The sequence below is a fragment of the Methylobacterium sp. CM6247 genome (assembly GCF_054817925.1).
Map to the genome: position 1 here is coordinate 1 of NZ_JBTXKX010000008.1, position 18,753 is coordinate 18,753.

The window sequence follows — 18,753 nt, forward strand, 5'->3', positions numbered from 1 at the left end:
CCTTCACGATCTGCTCGGCGAAGTCTTCCAGGCCGCGACCGCGCTTCTGTCCCTGGATCGCACTCCCACGGCCCGACCGCAGGCGTTCTACGAGGATGTCGCTCCAGACCGGCTTGTGATTGATGATGCTTGCCATGTCGTGGAGCAGGCCGAGGCCTTCCAAGGCGTCGAGGTATGCCATCCGATCGGACTGGAAACGCTTGATGCCGATGCCGCCAGCGCCAAGCGCATCTCGCAAGCGCCCCTCCATCGTGTCCTTCGAGAGAGCAAGGAAGAGACGGCAGCAGAGCAGGCCTTCGTCGAAATCGTTGGCAAGAAGGTCTTCGACATCTGAGCGGCTGTAGTCGGACTTCACGCCGATGGCAGCAAGCTTGGCAATTGCCTTACCGGCCGTGTCGTCCATCCATTCGACATCGAGCGGGCTCAGGTTCTCAATGATCTCGCCGACCTGCTGTTCAATTACACGCATCAGCGACCAACAATCAGGTATTCATCAACGGCTGCGCGAGTAACAGCAACATGAGTTCCAAAATGGTAGCGATGGGGGCGTGTGAATACCTGTACCTCTCGCTTATACTTCTTCATGAGCGTCGTAAGTCGCTCAAGATCTGGGAAGCCATTCGAGCTGTAGGACATGACGATGATCTGGCGCTGAAAATGCGCGAACATCCGATCGAAAGCGTTCTCAGCCTCTGATCGGTAGCTAAACGGGGTGTAGCGCTTTGGGATCTTCTTGACCTTCGTGCGCTCCATGATTTCGAGGTCTTTCCAGTAGCAGGAAAGGCCTTCCACGAAGTGGTAGCGCTTTACGTAGCAATTGTCGTCGGCGCGTGGGACGTAGGGGGGGTCGAGATAGACGAGATCGACGCCCTCCACGTTAGCATCGAACACGTCGCATTTGAGCGCCTTGTTCTGCTGCCCGTTGGAGAACACGGCCCCGTTGTAGACCGTGACCTGTTCAAGGAAGTGCTCCTCGATGCTGAGGCGTAGATCCCTCCGGCCGTCATCGTACCGGGCGGGGTCACCGGAGACCGTGAAGACGCCTCGCGGCTGCTTCTTGAGGCATGACCGGACCAGGGCCGAGATCGCAAGGGCACGCTGGTAGTCGTCGGTCAGCTTCGGGAGGTTGGCCGATACCCGATCCAGGAACCGTAGGTCGTCTGGTCGGAAGAAGACTCCCGTGAAAGTGCGCTCGATGAAGGTGTCCGTCTTCGCATTCTTGGATAGGAGCCGGCGCAGTGCAGCCGCATCGATCTGCGCCTCCGAGTTCTCGATGAGAGCGCGTGCGACCGTAGCGGATACGTTCAAGAAGTCCGTCGCAACAACCTGCCGCCCCATGGCCTTCATGAGGTATGACACGGACCCGCTGCCGTTAAAGGGGTCCATTGCCGTCTCGAAATCCAGCCCTTGAAGCACCCCGTAGATCCAAGGGAGCAACCGCTTCTTCGAGCCCATGTAGCGCAGTTCGGGGAAGCTGCCGGCCAAGCCGGGTAGAGCGCCCACCGCTTTAGCCGGCCGGCTCGCCTTGCTTAGAATGAGGGGAGGCGGGCAAGCCACGTTCATGGGTGCATCTTGGTTACGGCATCGGCAGCATGCGCGCTGGTTATCGCCAGCCGGTTAACCCCTCAATAGCCCTCGAATTCCGCCGACGCCATCATGATCCTGGTCGCGGTTGAGGCGATCCTGAAGAGGGTGCCGACCGGCATGGAAATCGTTACCTAAAGCTTTGGCTCCGCAGCAGCTCTGCGAAGGCTTGGCAGCTCGGCATCGTCTCAATAGGGAATGAGTGAGAGCTGCCGAACTGGGCCAGCTTGAATGCCAGGGTCCGGAAGCGAAAGGTAGCTTCACATCCTGCGGAACGCGCATCGGTTAGGGGGCTAAGTGGCAGGGTTGACTGACATGGAGGAGCTTGTCGCGACGGTCAGCGACAAGGACGTGGCCAATTACCTTCGTGAAGCGCTGGCCTGCTACGGGTCTGGTGCTTACCGCGCATGCGTCGTGCTCACTCATATCGCCCTCTTCGACGGACTTCGGCGGAAGGTGAAAGTCCTTGCGCCTGTCAACGCGGTGGCAAAGTCCGTCTCTGACCACATCGAGCCGCTGGCAGACCAACAAAAGGTCTTTGAGAAGCCGCTTATCGACAAGCTCAAGACGGCCGGCATCATCACTCAGCTTGAGTCGCAGATCCTCGAGCAGCTGAACACCCAGCGGAATAAGGCTGCTCATCCATCGGGGCACTCGGTAACCGCGGAGGAGGCACGCTTCGTCTTTTCGGAGGCGATTCAGAAATTTCTAAGCTTACCCTTGCGTGAAACATCCTACGTCGTAGATACCGTCATGGCGAGACTTGCAGACGCAAACTTCTTTCCAAGCATGATGCTGCCCGACATGCTTGCAGTAGTTGAACAGGAACTATCTAATTTAGATACAGCAGCAAAACCTTTTCTTTTTAATAAATTAGTTCAATTGTTAGATAGCGCCGATGAAACTACAGCAAATAATGTTAGCAGCTTCATTTTGGCTTTAGCATCAAAAAAAGATCCATCTGATCGAGTTCTAATAGTTAAGAAACTAATTGTTCCAAAGTCATCTAATCCGGAAAATGCAGAATTTTTTTCAGCATTGATCACATGCGATCCAAAAATATTAGTTGATCTCGAGCTTGGTACAAAACTTCGCGTTCGAGGTCTGCTCATGACGAATGCAAAAAATGTCGGGACCTCTTTGCCTTACATGCTCCTTCGTCACCCCGCCCACCTTCTTGGAGCCTGCGTTTCGGTATTGGGTGAGGCCTTCATGCTCAGCGAAATGGAGGAATTCACAAATTGGGTCTTGGCAGAGGCCCCCTACGCGCCGGAATTTGTTAACGCGGTAGCAAGCTCGCCCATGATCTTCGAGCCGCTATTCCAGACCTATCTTGCTAGGGCGGCTTCGTCTCAATGGAGTACATCTAATCCGTTCGCCAGTTCCATGCCGGCGATGGATGCATCGCTGGCGGCGGCCGTTGACGGCGAGCAAGCATTTCGCCTCATCGCCGCGATTGTTCGCGGAGCCGACTGGGCCGGGAACGGCCCAAGGGTTTTGGCGAATAGTGGTTTCAGCACTCTGCCAGCTCTCAAGAGCAAGGCAAAATCCTACTCAAATGTGAGCCCTGGCCCTGCAGCATCAATCTTGGAAGCGCAAAAAGTAGATGCTGACTTTCCAAAATTTGTCGCGGATTATCTCTCCTGAAAAGTTAGCTGGGAACCGGGATACTTATCTCACCATGATCGCACTTGCCACCAGCAAGGCGGCGCTGGCGGGCGCTGCGCTGGTCGCGCTGCACAGGCTTCCATGGCCGGAGCCTGCGACCTAATCCACTCGGGCATACGCCCCATCAACAGTCCGGTGACAGGCCTTGCGGCCGCAGTGACAGCCTCCACCCGTAGAGGGTCACTACGGAGCGGAAGCCAACTAGGGCAGGGGCACCATCCCTCGGATTTCGACCACTAGGTCGTGGCGCCGTCGAGGAGCTTGGCAAGCAAGCTGACGAAGGCGATGAACTCTAGCGCCCGCTCAGGATCATCGTTGATGAAGCCATGAGCGCGAGGGTTGCGTAGACCCGCTACCGCTCCGCTGAACATCATCATGAAGCCCTTCTGCTCATCCTTGTCGGATTGATCGGTCAAGGAATTGAATTTGAGCACGGGGTTAGAGGGAGCGAAGGCCCGTTCCATGAGCGAAGAGCCGTCTTGCTCAAGGCCACTACGCAGTCGAACCAAGCCGTTCAGGGCTTTCACAGCGGCCTCAATGGCGTTGGAATAGTGCCCATCCTTGTAGAGATTGGAAGCAGCTCGACCTATCTCAGGATGAAGTTCAAGTCCCTGGTACGCACGAATCGCACCGGAAACTGAACCTACCTCCGTATCTTCAACTTTTTCTTCGAGTATAAATATCAAGTCATTAAGTTTTGATATATTGCTACGTACAAGTGTGTGGATCTTGTCAAGATTTCCTCTTACGCTTACATCCGTTCCAGGATATACTATACCAAATAGTGGGAACAAGTATTTAATATTATACTGATTATATTCTATAGACTCATTATCAAAAATGTCTGACAAGGTAGAATTTGTTTTACGGACCAAGCTGGCTAAAACTATTTTTCCGTCTTCATTTGTTAATCTAGAAACATCAAGTTCTTCAAGTTCTGAAATTCTACGTTTTATTTTTGGTATGGCAGATATTACTTCAGCAGAAGACAGGTCGGCCTTACGAAGAGTAGGAGGTGATGGTTTCCGAGCCATTTGGATCTCTCAGTGAAAGCACCAGAGTTTTCATCGTGCTTTCGCTGTCAAGTTGCAAATCCCGCAATTCGCGGGTTTGCGTGGACTGGCTGGTCATTAGGGGTGACCTGATGCACACTACGAGACGACGCAACCGCGTGTGTGCGGGTTTGCGTGGTTACGTGGGGGTGCCCGTGAACGTCCTGGTCTTCGCCAGCCAAAAGGGGGGCTCCGGCAAGTCCACCATGGCGGCATCCGTGGCTGTAGCCGCCGTCGAGGCGGGCGAGTCGGTAGTCGCCGTGGACATGGATCCACAAGGAACCCTCGCCGAGTGGGGACGCCTACGCGAGGCCGGGGACATCGTGTTCCGGTCGGTCGAGGCGGCGAAGCTCACGGCCTGGATCGAGGATGTGCGATCGCGGGGGAAGACGAGCCTGCTGGTCATTGACACGCCCGGCACGTTCGGCCCGGCAGTCAACAGGGCCATGCGCGAAGCCAGCCTGTGCCTAGTTCCGGTGCGCCCTTCCGCGCCCGATCTGAAGGCCGCTGCGCCGACCGTGGAGGCGATCCAGACGCTCGGCCGGCCGTTCGCCTTCGTCCTCAACGGCACGAACCCCGTCACGCCTGTGCGCACTGCCGAGGCGGTAGCTGTCCTGGAAGCCGGGGGCGAGGTTGCGCCAGCCGTGTCCACCAGGACGGACTTCATCGACTCCATGGCGTCGGGGCTTGGCGTTACCGAGATCGCGTCGAGCGGGAAGGCGGCCGCCGAGATCAAGGCGCTTTGGAATTTCATTGCGACGAAGTTGGAGACGAAGTGATGGCCAAGCCGTTCAAGCGGACCCCCCTCGCCGGGGGCGATGTGTTCGGGAAGAAGCCCGCCACTGCCCCCATCGAAAGTGGACCCGCAACCACGCAACCACGCAAACCCGCGACTGCGCAAACCCGCGAGCCCGCAAAGCGTGTGGTGGCTGATGACGAGATCCCCGAGGGCGCCGACGACAAGGCTGGCCTCAAGATGCGGGTCCGCTACGAAAAGCCCCACGTCTCGCTCTACGCCTCGCCCGAGACGTTCAAAGCAATAAAGCGGCTCGCTCTGGACGAGGGCACCACGGCGCAGGCGCTCTACCGCAAGGGCCTCCTCCTCATGATGCGCGAATACGGGATCGACCGGGGCATGACCGAGGATGAGATCTAGCCACGCAAACCCGCTTCCACACGAACCCGCAAACCCGCTTTCACGCGGGCTGAAATGGTTAAAGTAGGGTTAAGGGACCTTTAGAGGGGTGAGGTCAGAATGGGAACCATCGATCGATGTTTCTAAGGGGCACCCTCATGCCGGACAGCCAAACCATCGTTGCCATCGCCTCCGGGATGGCAGGAGTCATCGTTGCCGTTACGGGTCTCCTAGCGGAGTTGCGTCGTTGGCGACGAGAAGGCTGATGCAGCATCCGATCTGCCCAGAAACTCTGGATGATGGCTCAGTCAGCGGCCAATAAAGGAGCTCAACGGATCGAACCGGGCGCCTTCTCCTGCCAAGCCGAGATAGACGTGGCTCGCGTAGATCCCCTGGAGCTCGTAGTTGCTCTTATCCTCGCTCGAGATCACGATGACCCAATCATGTTCGAGAGGCCGCACCGCTGGGAGATGCCCATGTCGATGGGCCGCTTCCTCCATGCGGTGGAGATCTTCGCTGGTGTTAGGGCCAGTCGGAACGAGAATGCGCACTGACCCCATGGCAGACCACCTTTGACAACCCGCTATGGTTCCGGCGAAATGCGAGTTCGGCACGGTTAACGCCGTGGCCGACGAATCGAGGATGGTCTGAAAACGAGATAGCCGAAACGCAGAAACCCGCCACGAGGGCGGGTTCCAGGTTCAACAGCCGGGGCTGAGAAAGATCGTCGATTGGCGTCACGATCTTCCTTCAGCCCCCCGCCCATGTCAACGGGGAAGCCGCTTCCCTGAACGATTTCGTTTGCGCAATTGCGCACGCTTGCAAATGCTCTCCCCTCTGGGGACGTTTGCAGGACGCAAACGATGAGGGGTGTTTCCGTTTGCGTGTGATTTGCAATAGCGCAAATCTGCAGGCGGTCCTGTGATCCTGTGAAACCTTCCTCCGACGGGCCTGTGTGGCTCGAGGAGAAGCATGTTCCAGGATGAAATCCGGCGGGCCATTGAGGCCGTGCCGCGCTTGAGGCTGCCCGAAGTAGCGGCGGCGATGTATGGCGCCTTCACCGAGGGGCGAATCAGTGAAGTCGAGCTTGAGGCTCTGGCCGCACTTATCGAAGCTCGGAAGTCGATCCCCGCGCCATCGCTACGGAAATCCGTGGGGTCGAGATCCCGCTCGCCAGAATGGATCGAGCGTCGTCGCAGACATGGTGGATCGGGCGCCCTCCCGCCGAACCTGCGCGAGAAGTTCACCCAAGGCGAGCGGGCGGTGCTGACGGTGATATCGGTGGAGGTCGCCAAGAGCGGACGGTGCGATCTCCCTATCAAGCGCATCGGCGATCTCGCAGGGGTCGGACCCACGACCGTCCGCAATGCCATCCGCGAGGCTCAGCGGCTCGGCCTGGTCGCGGTCGAGATCCGCCGCGTCGCGATGTGGAGGAACTTGCCGAACGTCATCACCATCGTCTCGCCAGATTGGCTGGCCTGGTCCCGCATGGGCGGGGGGGGTGCCTTCAATTCAGCGAGGGGCTTGTATTCTCCTATGAAGAAGAAGGGCGGCCTAGCAGCCGAAAAGATGGTTTTCGAGATGGCGAAGGGGACCAACCAAGTGTCAGAACGAGCGAGCGGGGGAGGGTGCCGGCGACGGTGAAGCTGGAAGGCCATTCCCGTGCGTGCGGGGAGCTCGCCAGCGGCCATTTTGGCTCCGAAGCGCCAGAACTAGGCCGTGATGGCTGCCGGCCGTCCTAGGGCCTGATTCCGCACGTCCGAGCGAGCGGGCCGATATCCAACTAGCCGGATTCCGCGATCGTCTTCGGCGATGGCGAGAGATGCCGCACGGCCAACAGTCGAGCGCATCGATACGGTCTTCGATCCGGCCCACGACATGCTGATGGGCGTGTCAGGGTCTGCGCCTTCTGCGAGGAGGACGCGGGCGGCGGCGAGGAGAGGTGTCCGCGCCGTGACGAGGTGCCGGCCATTGAGCTCGACGCGGAAAAGGTGTCCGGCCGCGCTGACGACGATGCGTACTTCGCTCATATCAGCCCAAGGTTGCGGGACCGGCGCTCCTGTTCGGTGCGCCGGTCGGTTTCCGCATCGCTCCTGACGCGATCGATCGCCCGTTGGAAGGCCACGAAATTCACCTGCCTGAGGTCATTCACGAAAGCCTGGAGGTCGTCACCTAGCCGCAAGGCCAGCATTTTGGCTAAGCGGAGGGCGGGGTTTTGTGCTTCCCGTTCCACCCGTTCGATGGCGTCGGACTTTTCACGGCGGGCAATGAAATCGGCCATGTGCCGCGCCTGCTCCGCGCGGATGGCAGCGAGGCGGGCTTCCTCCTCGCGCTCACGTTCGAGTTCGACGAGGGCTTGTTCGTTCGTCGGTAGCGTCGTCATTTCGGGATTCCTACCTCGGCCTTAAAGCGCGCGGCGCGGGCCGGATCTCGGTTCGTCAACACCGCCTGCCTGGTGCGATTGAAGTTGGGGCCGGGGCGGTACGGGTTCGGCCACGTCTGCATCTCTGCGAGCAACGGCGCGTCCTGGTCGGCTTTGATGCTCTGGATCACGCCAAGCATGGGATCGTTCGTCCGGCGCAGGCCCGTCGAGGCGTTGAACTTCACGGTCGTCCACCCTTCGGGGGCGGTGTCAGTCGGCACCGGCAGCGGGGTGGGAGTTCTCCGCGCGGGTCTGCGGGGATCGGACTTCGTGAGTTCAGAGAGCCATTCGACCGGATCGATCTCGACGAGCTCGCCATCGCGAATGCGGGCTATCCGGGTGCCGTCCGTGTCGAGGACAAAGTGGCGACCGGTGGCGGCGTCATACTCGACGGCGCCGGCTAGGGCGGCCCCGAGTACGCTTAGCCGGTCCTGGTCGGCTTGGATGCCGTTTTGGGTGCAGAACTGGCCAGCGATGCTGGTGGCATCGGCGATGTTCATGTCCGGCTCCGCGTGGCGTACCGGCCGTTCGTCTGGCCCAAGTGGTGACTCGGAGCAGCGCGGAAGCTCATGCGGCCTGCATCGCGGAGGAAGCCCGCAACGATGCGGCGGAGGGCGGCGGAGACGGTCTCGTCGTGATCGAAGGCCTCGTCCTCCAGGGCGGAGCGCATATCGTCCGAGGTCGTGAAGCTGATTTGGTTTGGTCGGTGTCGCATTGGAGTTTCAGGTTCTGGCGCGGCGTTGGCCGGCGCGCGGCGTCATGGGGGTGATGGTGTCGAGGAAGCCGGCGGCCTGGAGGTACCCGGCGATGATCTTGCGGGCCGCGTGGGAGCGGGTCTCTCCGTTCCCGGCCGCCATGCGGTCCAAAGCCTCGACGATGCTGTCGTGGGCGACGAAGGCCACGCGATCCCCGCCCGTGGTGGGGTGGTCGGTGTTCATGGGTGGTCTCGATATTGAAGGGGATGGTGGAGCGGGCCGGCACGGACGTTGATGTTGTCCCGCAGCGCACGTCTTGGGAGCGGATCGAACAGGCTCAGGGAGCCAGCGTGCGACATTCTGGGAGTAACCGGGGACGGTCTGCGCCAGCGTGCGTTCGTTGCCAGGGACTGGATCGCCGCTCAGGGGCTCGCGCGTGACCGTGAGGTCTTCGGGGCGCCAGGCCATCCACCTGCCCCGGGAGGGTATTCCCTCCTCCGTGTTCATCCGGCCGTTCTCCGACCTTCCCTTACCCCTATCACCGATTGCCGATTGAGTCAAGATTGGCAATTGACTTGCGCGAACGGATGACGCAGCCGACCGATTCGGTAGTCCGGCTGATGCTGTTATTCCAGCGTAGCTGGAGCCCGATCGGGATGAGCCACGCCGTCGGCCGTTCGGGCTCGCGGGAAGGTGGTCATCGCTGCGCTCGCAACAACAACAACTGCATCTACGCGGCCAATGCGGAGCTCGCCTTCCGTCTGGATCTGATGATCCTCCGGCTGATGTCTCGGCAGAGGTTGAGGCTGACGGCACGGTGGTTTCGCTCGGGCGTCTTCGCCATCAGCGCATCCACCGCGTCGAGGTGGACCACCAGGTCGTCGGCGATGTGGGGAGCGGCGGACACCAGGATATCAACCCACGCAGCGGTGAAAGTGACATGCCGGCCGCGATAGCCAACCTTGGTGAAGGGCGGCGGGTTGTCGTTCGCCGGCGCAACGTCCTGTGTGTTTCCTGGGCCGGATGTGGGCTGCAAGGGGTCTAAGGGGATACGGTGGCCGCTAATTCGTCCAAAGGGCGTGACGGAAACGATGGCCTCGCAATCGTCCAGGATGGGGATTTCCGGCTCTCCCACAGGCGCCAGCCGCTCGGCCTTGCGCTCCGCGTACCAATCGGTCCGGCTCATGCCGAGGGCCTTCCACGGAGCTCTCGCCTTCAAGGACTCCGATCGGGGCGTGTATCCCGGCTTGGTCGCGCGCCTGGCTGCGTCTGCCAGTTGCCGCTTGGCCTTCCGGTCGGCGGTTCGGATCTCGTCCGTTCGTGATGCAGCGGGGATGCAGCGCAGTCCGAAGCGCAACGGCTCGTAGTCGGCGACGGCGAGCAACTGCGACAACTGGTCGGTGGCGAGGTTGGGGTACTCACGGTTCGCCACCTTCGTCCAGCACTGGCGGATGAATTCCTCGCCGCGCTCCTCGAGGAGGATGGGCGTCCAGTCGCGCGCCCAGGCCACGGCGTAGCGCCAGGTTCTCGCACGAGGCATCAACTCCGGGATCGCGGCCATTAGGTAGCGTTCGGCGTCGGCGGTGCGGCAGGGGCCATCGTATCGACCGGAGATCAGCTTGTGGATGTCCGAGAGCCGGAGCGATGGCTTTTGGCGATTCGATGATTTCGTGCTATTATCCAAAGTGTTGACTTCGAGATTTGCGGGACGGTTTTCAGACGTTCCCTGAGGTTGATAGTTGTTGTTGCCGGAAGCCCCGTTCCTTGACCTTCGCCGGTATGGGGGAGCGGGGCTTTTGCGCGAAAAAGGGGATTCAATACCTCTATTTTCCCGATTTATTTGATGGATCTTGCGTAGGAGAACGCCCCCTTTTCCGAGGAATAGGGGCGGTCCTTTTTATTGAGCGCACCGCGCATCCGGTCAGACCTTGTGCTTTCCGATCCGCCATGTACTTTTGCCATGAGGCTCGGTCGCCCGTGGGTCATGACCCGGTGGACTGCAGCGTCGGTGATACTGAGCCCTACGGAGGTACTTGGCGCAGCCGCTAAGGTGTCTTTCGGGTGGCCAGTGCTGGAATGCACCCGGCCGGGTCTCAAATCGTCTTCCGCTCCTTACGTGTACTCCGGCTCCATGTCGTGAGCCCGGTTGCCCCAGGCTTCGGTCACGTGCCGCTGCAGATGGCTGGCCATCTCTTGGGGAGACTGATTTCCGGCGTGGATCGTGATGTTCACCGCCGGCGCATTGCTGCCCCCGCCGTTCACTCCACCACCCCCGCGAGACGATGATCCCGACTCCGGAGCCGGAGGCCTTGGCGTCATCGGCGGCGCCGGCCTGGCGGCTTTCGTCGCGAGCTCGTCAGCGGTGAGCTTGGGCCGCAACGTCATCGGTACCCGCGCCGCGATATCCGGGGCTGAGATCGGTCGATCCGTACCCTGAGGGACTGCCGGCGCGGTGAACCCCCTAGCCGCCTCCTGTGCCTGCGGAGACGCCGCAATCGACGGTGCCGGTTTCGGCTGGGTCGAGCGCCGCACCGCGAGCTTTGAGGCGTCTTCCCACTCGGCCTTCACCGAGTCGGAGGTGTTGCCGGAGATGCTCTCGAGCTCGAGCCGTCCGTTGCGCATCCGCCGCCGGCCGGTCGCGAGACCGACATGGCCGCCAGCACCGTCTACACCGCGCCCACGATGCTCAACGAGAACGTCGCCCTTTTCAGCAACCTCGGCCGAGACCGCTTTGCCCCATCTCAAAAACGAGTTGGCGATGTTCGAGCCGCTGCCGCCCTGTCCGACCGCCTTCAAGCTGGCGTTGACGAACGAGGCGCACCACGCATTCGCACTCCCGGCCGGATCGTGGCCGAGGAACTGTCCGAGCTCGCGACGGTCGCGGTGCTCATTCTTCCCGATGTAGCGGGCAGCCACATCGGCCGCGCCGGCACTCGAGCTATCGCCACCTGCTGCCGTAGGAGCGTTCGGGGTGACGGTGCCCAGGTTGCCCGAGCGCATCGCCTCCCGTGCTGTGGCGAGCTCGCCCGGATGGTGCTTGAAGCCCTCCCAGGCGCCGAGACCTTGCTTGCGCGCGATCCAGGTGGCCATCCGCTTCTGGGTCTCGCCGTCGAACTTCGTGGTCGCCGGGTCGAGCCCAAGGGCCTTTGCCGCGTCCATCATGGTCGAGCCGGTGATCTGAAAAGCGCCCGAAGCGGAGCTCGTCTTCTCCCAGGGCGTACCCTTGGCCAACTGCGCCCGTCGCATCTGGAGCCCGAAGGCCTTCACCTCGTCGAGCGACATATCGGTGAGCGGCTTATCGGGGCGGCCCCACTTTCCGTAGCTCAGGACGGTGTTGAAGCCGTCCTTGGTGGTGCCCTCGGCGCGCATGATGGCCCCGAAGAGACCGTCACCCACGGCGCCCGTGCCGAACCCGTTGCCGGTGCCGGCCTTGCCGCCAAACCAGGTGGGGACGCGAAGTGCAATCTTAGCAGAAGCGTCGCCGCCGGTCGAGGAGGAGAAGACGGCGGTGGCGTCCCCGGCACTCCCGAACGCTGCGGAAGGCGCGGTCGAGGGCGTCGTGAGCGACGACGACAAGCCCTTGCTCCCGAAGGTTGCGAGGGTGCGGTTCAAACGCTCTACGCCGCCCCCCAGGTCATCCATCACGCGGAAGGTCGCCGGAACCAGGAGGCCGCGCCATGCCCTGTCCGCTGCGGTCTTCTCGGCCGTCGCGGGCCTGCCGGCGACCGGAGCCTCGACAACCAGGCGGCCCATGATCCGCTCGAGGAAGGCCTCGCCGATCACGTGGCCGGCGCTGGCGAGCGACACCACGGCGAGGTCGACGCGGCCATGCTGATCTGCCGGACGATCGTCGCCATCCACCTGCAGGGAGGCGGGCTGGATCAAAGATCGCACTGCGGCCGGATCGATGCCGAACGACTGCTTTTCGACGGTCGCCTTGGCCGGGGGATCGCGCCAGGTCGTGGCTGGAGCCGGCGGAGCTCCGCGAAACCAGTCCAACACCCGGTCCATCACGCCCCTGTCGGCGCCGATCTCAGGCTTCCGGGTCGAGGGTGCCTTCGCCGGGTCGGGGGCAAAGTTGGGGTCGAGGAAGCGGAGGACGCCGTTCACCAGGCCGCCCTGCTTCCACTCGGCGAGCGCATCGCGGATGCCCTGGACCATGGAGGCGAAGAGCCCCTTGGTCGCGTTGAGCATGAGAGTCGTGATCTCCCCGCGCCGGGTGCCGAGCTCCGCGACGATGGCGAGGCCCAGGCCGCCGACGAGACCGCCAACAAGGCGTGAGGCAATGAGGCCTAGGCCGCCCACCGTGCGCCCTGCCGAGGCGCTGGCGAGACTGACGACCTTCATCATTCCCCACGCTGTGAGCGCGGCGCTGCCCAGGGCGACGACGGCCGAGCCGATGCCGCTCAAGACGGAGATGGCAGGCGAGGCGATGAGGAGGGCGGCCGAGAATGCACCGATGCGAGCGGTCCACCTGGCGAGGGTTTCAGGGTCTCCCGATCCGCCGGACAGCATCTTCGCGGCGCCTGCAACCAGCTCAGCGATGTCGCGGATGCCGGCCCCGAAACCTCGAGCGGTCGCCTTCCATGCTTCGATGGACCCAGCCGCACCCTTGCCGGGCTCACCCAGTACACGGCGGAGGAGGTCCGGGAGATCGCGGAAGCCCAAACCGTTGAGGAGTCCTTCGACGGAGGCCTTGAAGCGGGCAGCGAGGCCGCCGTTGCGCAGTTGAGCGGACCACCCGAGAAAGTAATCGCCGGCTTGGCGAGCCATTGGCGAGATGACTTTCCCAAGTTCGCCGAGGATATTCAGAAATCCACTTCTGAACTGCTTGAACACAAAGCTCAGTTTTGTTCGGTGAAGCTCCCAAACCTTTCCAATAGCGTCGAACTTCTTTGCTTCTTCGGAAAGCTTAACTGCTTCCTTATATGTTTCCGCGCCTTTAACTATTCTTCCTCCCTCGCCGAGAAATTCTTTTTGGAAGAAGTAATTGAGCGCCTTGTCCTGTTGTTTTGGGTTTCTGATCTTGTTGAAGCGATCGAAGAAGTCTGGAAGGAAGGCGTCAGGATCTGCTCTGCGCTTCGTTTCCATGTTCTCAGCCGTCCCGTACCCCAAGGCGCGGACGAAATCTCGAGCGGCGTCGCCCTCATCACCGCGCTTTTTGGCGATGCGGGGCGTCTGCATGAGCCTGCTGGCGACATGATCCATGAGCCGGCCGCTGGTGCCGGCCTGGTTGCCGAGCGACGTGGAGGCCGATCCGAACGCCAATCCGCTCTCCTGGCTCATTCCAAGGACTTGGGCGCCACCCGCGCCGCGCTGCAGGTACGAGAGGAGCTTCTCAGGCGTCGTGCTCTGGTTTGCGGCAAGATGTTGGATGGTATTGGCGACGGACTTGAGCTTGCCAGCGTCGAATTTGTCACCTTTGCTGGTGAGGATCGAGTTGACCGTTCCGAGAATGTCGGCGACTTGCTCGAAGGGCACTTCCCATACGGCCGAGGTTTGCGTCGTCAATTCTGCGACGGCCTTCGCTCCGGCGGCGGGGATGCCCAGCTTCACGGAGTCCGTCCAGGCGGTGAGCAACTTCGCGCTCTCCACGCCCAACTGTTCGGCGAGCGGCGAGGCCCAGTTGTCTCGTAGATCGCGGGCGGCCTCTTGGCTCAGGTCGGCATATGCCCTGGTGTTGATTTCGGCTGCATCGATGGCGCTCTCGGAAGTAAGGATCTTGCGGGTTGCTGCACCGGCTGCGGCTGAGCCTGCGAGGGCGGCTACACCTACGGGCCTGGTTGTGTCACGGATCGCGTCGCGCCCGTGGCCCCATGCGTCCCGGCCGCGCCCGACGGTCTCCTTGCGGGCTCGTTCTCGTTCGGCGGTGGTCTGGCGATCCATCCGGTTGCGGAGTTGGAACCGCCAACGGTCCCCAGCGATCTGCCGGCGGAGGGTCGAAGCGGCGTCACGTTCGGCGGCGTCGGCGGCGCGCCTGTTGGCCCGATCGATGGCTCCGATCTCGGCGAGACGCTGACGGGTCGCTTTGGCAGCGGCGGCCTGGCGCTCGCGAAAAGCGCGGATTGCCGCGGACTCGAACTGCCGGCGCTGGCGGTCCTCCGCAGCGGCCTGGGTGGTGCGCTGGCGGGCGAGACGGGCTTCGGCGGTGAAGCGGGTCTTCAGGGCGTCGGCGGCCTTTGGGTCGAGCCGGAAGGGGTTGGCGGCCTTCGGGGCGATGTTGGCCCTGGTGGCGGTCTTCAAGCCGGGCACGTTGAGCTTGGCCAGCTTGGCGACGGACTTCCCGAGGAGGTCCACTTCGGCACGGAGGGCGCGGACGACGGCGCTGGCCTGGTCCTCGGCCTTCAAAGTCAATTTGACGTCAGTTTCGATAGACATAGTTTTTCTTTCTTCGCCGGTCGTTTGGTGCCGGCGTTGGGTTGGAGAAGTGTTGAATCAGGTAACCGAAATAAAAAGAGGTACCTGTTATGGTCGAGGTCGCCCCAATAAAAATGCTTTTGGAGCTCGCGGAAATATAGGTCCCAATCTTAGGCCGGGGGTATGTTCGGATAAAAAAACCGACTACTGTAATATATCTTCGTGATCGAATGCGAAGCTTGCGCAGGAGCGGATGGTGGGCGGACGCGAGTATGCGAACAAGCACGGCAACGCCGCCCTGATGGTCGAGGCTGTCACGATGATGATTGCCGGCCTGGCGCAGCGAGCCGAGGCCGAGGGGGCGCGAGACGTGAGCCTGGTGGCACGCGATGCCGAGGCCGCCCTCTACGCCCTGCTGGATACGCTCGCATGGTCGGAGCGCGAGAAGCTGCCGGATCCAGGCGGCGACTGACTCGCAAACCTATGGTATCGCTGTATTTTCCAAGTTAGCGAGCGGGGGCGCGGGACATGACGAGGACAGGCGAGAACGTACTCAAGGTCCTAGATCGCTTCATCGTTCAAGGCGAAGGACGACGCATCTCCCAGCTTCTGCTCATCGCCGGGCTGTTTGCAGGCGGGAAGCCTACTGCCGAGGCTGAAAACGACTTAGGAAAGATCCAGACGCTGCTGAGAGAAATGCGCGAGCAACGGCGCATCCAGGGATTGATGCAAACTTCCCGACGAACCTGAAGCTCGCTCTATCGATCGAAGTGTCGCATCGAACGGCTGTCCCTTCCTGCGTTCTGGCGGGCGCTGTCGGCGCGGCGTGCTTGGTCGCGCTGTAGAACCTCAAGCTGGCGCAGGGTCTCGGCCTGGCGCTCTTGCGCGCGGGTCTGGTCGTTGATGGCGTTGCGGAGCCGAACCGCCTCGGCGTCCTGTGCCTGTGCCCTCGCAGCGGTGGCGACCAGGATGGCGGCAAGGATGGATGCGGCGCTGGTCATCATGGTGACCAACGTAACGCGGCGTCACGCGAAGGCCAGGGCGAACTTGGCCACGGCCGAGGCCTCCGAAGGTGCTCAAGATCCTGCGCCGGTCGAGTAGGCTCGAGGCGCTCGAGCTCCTCTGCGGCGGGCTCCAGGGCGGCCGAGTCGGTCTCAGCCTGTAGCAACAGGGCATTCATCGCAGCGGCGCGGGGGCCGGCTAGGAGTCGGGCGATGGCGCGGAGGGATCGGAGTCGGGCGAGGAGCTCGGCCGGGTCGAGGCCCGGTGTCCATGGCCCGTACTGACGTGAAGGGTGCATTTCATCCTTCTGGTGAGGGGTGATGTCGCTGTGTCGGGTTTGATGCGACCGCGCTGGAGTTGTCAGGCTTCAAATTACCGTTTCTCCGACGATAGATTTCCAGACACGTTTTCCCGACACATCGCTCGAAGGAAGCGCCGGAAAATTGGGTGTCGGATTTCACTGTCAGGAATAGGATCGTTTTTCCGACACCGATAGAGGTATGCGTTCAGCGCGCTGCCATGCCGTGGGCGGCTCTAATGCGAGAAGATCGCCAACCGTCTGGACGACCGCCCTTGTCCGTCGACCTCCGTCAGGCCGCTACGCATCGCGCGGGAATAAGTACGGAAGAGACGGCGCTGCCTCTCTTTCCAAGCGCAGCGACAAAACGAGGACGACCGATGTTTAACAGCTTGAAGACGTGGTGGGCGGGAACATACATCCCGGCGGGCATTCCCTCCGCCGACGACATCTGCATCATGCCGCCGTACATGAAGCGCCCCTGGCCAGCCGTTGCGGTCGAGGCGCTGGCGCGGCTGCTAACACCCCCTCGCAGACCCTGACAGCCACAGGCTTACCCGGCGATCCGGCGCCCTCGGCAACAAACGAACCTGGCGGAGGCATCGGCCAAGGGCGCCAAGGTTCAGCGAGGTGAGGCGGACGCCTTCGCGGCCAACATCCTGCCGCTCATCACCAACATCCGCGCGGCGGGCGCCACTTCGCTCCGCGCCGTCGCGGCCGAGCTCAACGCTCGCAGGGTCGAGACCGCGCGCGGCGGCGAGTGGACGGCGGTCCAGGTGGATCGGATCCTGAAGAGGGCCGCGTGATGGACCAGGTGACTCAAAAGCTTCTGGAAGCCCTACGGGATGCCATCCAGGTGTATTCGGATGCTGCCGATGAGTTTGCCCTCATGGCCGAGCTCGCCGAGCGAGAGGGGCTGGAAGGTCATGCGGCTGCCATCCGCCTCATTGCTCGAAGTCAGCGGGTTAAGGCCCTGGAATTCCAGGGCCAACTTGCGGGAGCGAGGGTGGAGTACGGCGCGATCTGATTGAAGCGTTGCCCTCAACGCCAGCAACATCCCCACGGCGCGAGGCAGCAAGTGGGCGCCCGTCCAGGTTGATCGCATCCTCAAGCGGGCAGCGTGAGTCGCCAAAGGCTAAGCGCATGAGGGCAACTCACAGATCCCGATATCCACAGACATCGGGCCTCCACCACATCTGGTGTTCAATGGGGAGGAGAACAGCAAGTTGTTGACGTGAAGGGCAGTTCGACCCCTTATCAATCCCACGCGGGAGCGCACCGATTCGCTAATGGCGAGGTGTGCCCGTGATTCCCGACAAGTCCCGACCTAAGCCGCCAATTGTCCGGCCGCCTCCCCACGAGGGCAACAAGCTCCGGGTCCGCTGGCACGGGTTCGAGGTGGACGCCTCCGGCACGTTGAGTGTCGTCGTCGGCTTCGTCCTGGCGCTCGCCGTCCTTGTCCTGGTTCCGGTGATTGTCCGCGTCGCGGCTATGCCGTGATACCGCCCGCCCTGGTCTCGGATGCCTCAAGAGCCTCGATTGCCTGCGCAATACGCTCGGGGAAGTCGCCCTCGAGGAGAGGGAAGGCATCCGCCATCGCGTAGTCGACGCCAATCTTGAACGGGGTCGAGGGACGCTTTCCGGACCGGGGTGCCCAGATGAGGAAACGGTTGCGGGTGTAGATCATGTCAAGCTCACGGTATCGGTGCGCTGACGGGCGGCCCTTCCACCCATGTTAAGGCTCAATTCTCACCAATACGGATGGTTTCGCCGCACCGTTGCGTATGTATGACATGCAACCAAGAATTCCAGCTTGACCATGGGCGGATGCCGGATATCTGTTCTCGTCATGTTCTCATGGCGTGGTCGGAATGCGCTTTCCCCGGACCATCGCTGAATTCCCCTACGTCACGCTGACGTTGAGGTGCAGCCTGTGCCCATGGAGGCGCGGCCGCTACCGCCTGGTGCGTCTCGCCGAGAGGTTCGGCGCCGATGCCGACCTGGACCTGGTGCGCAGCGAGCTCGCCAAGCCGTGTCCTCGCCTTGAGCACAAAGGGTCAGGCATGAGGCCAAGTTGTCGGGTCGAGCTCTGGGACTTTCACCGGCACCCATACCGACCAGCGGACCTGCCTCCAACTTAGCGGTACGCCTTCGCCTGAGGCGTCGAAGGGCTCACAGGCCTTGCTCACCCTTAAGAGTGAGAAGATCCGCTAGAAACTGGTCCCGCATCTGCATCGTATAGATACGAGTGATCCGGCCCTGGTTCTGCCGTGAGACGAGTTTCGCGAGATCCGACATCCGCGCCTTCCACGTCATGCCATCGGTGACGAACAGAAGTGCTGTGTCGTGGCGTTTCGCCTCGATGATCGCATCCATGTCGCCGATGATGTCGGTCATCTTCGAGCCGGTGGCGCCATAGGCCTTGGACTCGATGATGATGCGCGGCTCGCTCTTGTTGGGAATGGCGATGTCGCACTTCGCCTGATTCCCGCGGGGGCCAGTGAAGGTGCAGCGCACATCGTAGGTGTTGCCGAAGACCT

Annotated in this window: 22 protein-coding genes and 1 pseudogene; 9 read left to right on the top strand and 14 right to left on the bottom strand. The window is 61.7% G+C overall.

Features of this window, described 5'->3' with window-relative positions; translation table 11 throughout:
• Both ACYQOP_RS27325 and ACYQOP_RS27330 read right to left on the bottom strand, forming a co-directional pair.
• Nucleotides 1–469, bottom strand: a pseudogene (locus tag ACYQOP_RS27325) (DpnII family type II restriction endonuclease); the annotation flags it as partial.
• Nucleotides 469–1,563: a DNA adenine methylase gene (locus ACYQOP_RS27330; RefSeq protein ID WP_461225788.1), complete on the bottom strand. Its 1,095-nt coding sequence runs from the start codon at nt 1,561–1,563 to the stop codon at nt 469–471. The gene ACYQOP_RS27330 and the pseudogene ACYQOP_RS27325, both read right to left, overlap by 1 nt.
• Nucleotides 1,564–1,899: 336 nt before the next feature.
• Between ACYQOP_RS27330 and ACYQOP_RS27335 the strand changes: the two genes are divergently transcribed.
• The gene (locus ACYQOP_RS27335; protein WP_461225790.1) at nt 1,900–3,231 is read left to right on the top strand and encodes a hypothetical protein; all 1,332 of its coding nucleotides are present in this window, start codon (nt 1,900–1,902) and stop codon (nt 3,229–3,231) included.
• A 257-nt stretch (nt 3,232–3,488) separates the two neighbouring features.
• Here ACYQOP_RS27335 and ACYQOP_RS27340 read toward each other — a convergent pair whose 3' ends face one another.
• On the bottom strand, nt 3,489–4,286 hold the full coding sequence (locus ACYQOP_RS27340; RefSeq protein ID WP_461225791.1) for a TIGR02391 family protein: 798 nt from the start codon (nt 4,284–4,286) through the stop codon (nt 3,489–3,491).
• 173 nt (nt 4,287–4,459) lie between these two features.
• Between ACYQOP_RS27340 and ACYQOP_RS27345 the strand changes: the two genes are divergently transcribed.
• On the top strand, nt 4,460–5,083 hold the full coding sequence (locus tag ACYQOP_RS27345; RefSeq protein WP_461225793.1) for a nucleotide-binding protein: 624 nt from the start codon (nt 4,460–4,462) through the stop codon (nt 5,081–5,083).
• Nucleotides 5,083–5,460, top strand: a complete 378-nt coding sequence (locus tag ACYQOP_RS27350) for a hypothetical protein (RefSeq protein WP_461225795.1) — start codon at nt 5,083–5,085, stop codon at nt 5,458–5,460. Before ACYQOP_RS27345 ends, ACYQOP_RS27350 begins: the two co-directional genes overlap by 1 nt.
• 287 nt (nt 5,461–5,747) lie before the next feature.
• Here the strand turns inward: ACYQOP_RS27350 and ACYQOP_RS27355 are convergent, their stop codons facing one another.
• Nucleotides 5,748–5,900, bottom strand: a complete 153-nt coding sequence (locus ACYQOP_RS27355; RefSeq protein ID WP_461225797.1) for a hypothetical protein — start codon at nt 5,898–5,900, stop codon at nt 5,748–5,750.
• A 511-nt stretch (nt 5,901–6,411) separates the two neighbouring features.
• On the opposite strand from ACYQOP_RS27355, the gene ACYQOP_RS27360 reads away from it, so the two are divergent.
• The gene (locus tag ACYQOP_RS27360) at nt 6,412–7,083 is read left to right on the top strand and encodes a transcriptional regulator (RefSeq protein ID WP_461225799.1); all 672 of its coding nucleotides are present in this window, start codon (nt 6,412–6,414) and stop codon (nt 7,081–7,083) included.
• A 68-nt stretch (nt 7,084–7,151) separates the two neighbouring features.
• Here ACYQOP_RS27360 and ACYQOP_RS27365 read toward each other — a convergent pair whose 3' ends face one another.
• From ACYQOP_RS27365 to ACYQOP_RS27395, 7 genes are all read right to left on the bottom strand, one after another.
• The gene (locus ACYQOP_RS27365; RefSeq protein ID WP_461225801.1) at nt 7,152–7,469 is read right to left on the bottom strand and encodes a hypothetical protein; all 318 of its coding nucleotides are present in this window, start codon (nt 7,467–7,469) and stop codon (nt 7,152–7,154) included.
• A complete protein-coding gene (locus tag ACYQOP_RS27370) occupies nt 7,466–7,720 on the bottom strand; it encodes a hypothetical protein (protein ID WP_461225803.1) in 255 nt (84 codons plus the stop codon). The genes ACYQOP_RS27365 and ACYQOP_RS27370 overlap by 4 nt, the downstream gene beginning before the upstream one ends.
• 98 nt (nt 7,721–7,818) lie before the next feature.
• On the bottom strand, nt 7,819–8,361 hold the full coding sequence (locus ACYQOP_RS27375) for a hypothetical protein (protein ID WP_461225805.1): 543 nt from the start codon (nt 8,359–8,361) through the stop codon (nt 7,819–7,821).
• A complete protein-coding gene (locus tag ACYQOP_RS27380; RefSeq protein WP_461225806.1) occupies nt 8,358–8,576 on the bottom strand; it encodes a hypothetical protein in 219 nt (72 codons plus the stop codon). Before ACYQOP_RS27380 ends, ACYQOP_RS27375 begins: the two co-directional genes overlap by 4 nt.
• 7 nt (nt 8,577–8,583) lie before the next feature.
• Nucleotides 8,584–8,799 carry a hypothetical protein gene (locus ACYQOP_RS27385; RefSeq protein WP_461225808.1) on the bottom strand — a complete coding sequence of 72 codons (216 nt, stop codon included), beginning with the start codon at nt 8,797–8,799 and terminating at the stop codon, nt 8,584–8,586.
• Nucleotides 8,800–9,286: 487 nt separating this feature from the next.
• Nucleotides 9,287–10,117: a hypothetical protein gene (locus ACYQOP_RS27390; protein ID WP_461225810.1), complete on the bottom strand. Its 831-nt coding sequence runs from the start codon at nt 10,115–10,117 to the stop codon at nt 9,287–9,289.
• Nucleotides 10,118–10,668: 551 nt separating this feature from the next.
• The gene (locus ACYQOP_RS27395) at nt 10,669–14,934 is read right to left on the bottom strand and encodes a phage tail tape measure protein (RefSeq protein ID WP_461225812.1); all 4,266 of its coding nucleotides are present in this window, start codon (nt 14,932–14,934) and stop codon (nt 10,669–10,671) included.
• Between the two features lie 235 nt (nt 14,935–15,169).
• On the opposite strand from ACYQOP_RS27395, the gene ACYQOP_RS27400 reads away from it, so the two are divergent.
• Nucleotides 15,170–15,385: a hypothetical protein gene (locus tag ACYQOP_RS27400; protein ID WP_461225814.1), complete on the top strand. Its 216-nt coding sequence runs from the start codon at nt 15,170–15,172 to the stop codon at nt 15,383–15,385.
• Nucleotides 15,386–15,441: 56 nt separating this feature from the next.
• The gene (locus ACYQOP_RS27405) at nt 15,442–15,663 is read left to right on the top strand and encodes a hypothetical protein (protein WP_461225816.1); all 222 of its coding nucleotides are present in this window, start codon (nt 15,442–15,444) and stop codon (nt 15,661–15,663) included.
• 8 nt (nt 15,664–15,671) lie between these two features.
• On the opposite strand, the gene ACYQOP_RS27410 is transcribed toward ACYQOP_RS27405, so the two are convergent.
• Nucleotides 15,672–15,917, bottom strand: coding sequence for a hypothetical protein (locus tag ACYQOP_RS27410; protein WP_461225818.1), 246 nt, complete (start codon nt 15,915–15,917; stop codon nt 15,672–15,674).
• A gap of 973 nt (nt 15,918–16,890) precedes the next feature.
• Between ACYQOP_RS27410 and ACYQOP_RS27415 the strand changes: the two genes are divergently transcribed.
• The 3 genes from ACYQOP_RS27415 to ACYQOP_RS27425 all read left to right on the top strand — a co-directional run bounded on the left by ACYQOP_RS27415 (nt 16,891) and on the right by ACYQOP_RS27425 (nt 17,713).
• Nucleotides 16,891–17,019 carry a recombinase family protein gene (locus tag ACYQOP_RS27415; protein ID WP_461225826.1) on the top strand — a complete coding sequence of 43 codons (129 nt, stop codon included), beginning with the start codon at nt 16,891–16,893 and terminating at the stop codon, nt 17,017–17,019.
• Nucleotides 17,019–17,240 carry a hypothetical protein gene (locus ACYQOP_RS27420; protein ID WP_461225819.1) on the top strand — a complete coding sequence of 74 codons (222 nt, stop codon included), beginning with the start codon at nt 17,019–17,021 and terminating at the stop codon, nt 17,238–17,240. The genes ACYQOP_RS27415 and ACYQOP_RS27420 overlap by 1 nt, the downstream gene beginning before the upstream one ends.
• 278 nt (nt 17,241–17,518) lie before the next feature.
• Nucleotides 17,519–17,713: a hypothetical protein gene (locus tag ACYQOP_RS27425; protein ID WP_461225820.1), complete on the top strand. Its 195-nt coding sequence runs from the start codon at nt 17,519–17,521 to the stop codon at nt 17,711–17,713.
• On the opposite strand, the gene ACYQOP_RS27430 is transcribed toward ACYQOP_RS27425, so the two are convergent.
• Together ACYQOP_RS27430 and ACYQOP_RS27435 are read right to left on the bottom strand one after the other, a co-directional pair.
• A complete protein-coding gene (locus ACYQOP_RS27430) occupies nt 17,703–17,900 on the bottom strand; it encodes a hypothetical protein (RefSeq protein ID WP_461225822.1) in 198 nt (65 codons plus the stop codon). The genes ACYQOP_RS27425 and ACYQOP_RS27430 overlap by 11 nt on opposite strands.
• A 485-nt stretch (nt 17,901–18,385) precedes the next feature.
• The coding region (locus tag ACYQOP_RS27435) for a DpnII family type II restriction endonuclease (RefSeq protein WP_461225824.1) at nt 18,386–18,753 on the bottom strand (368 nt) is incomplete at its 5' end.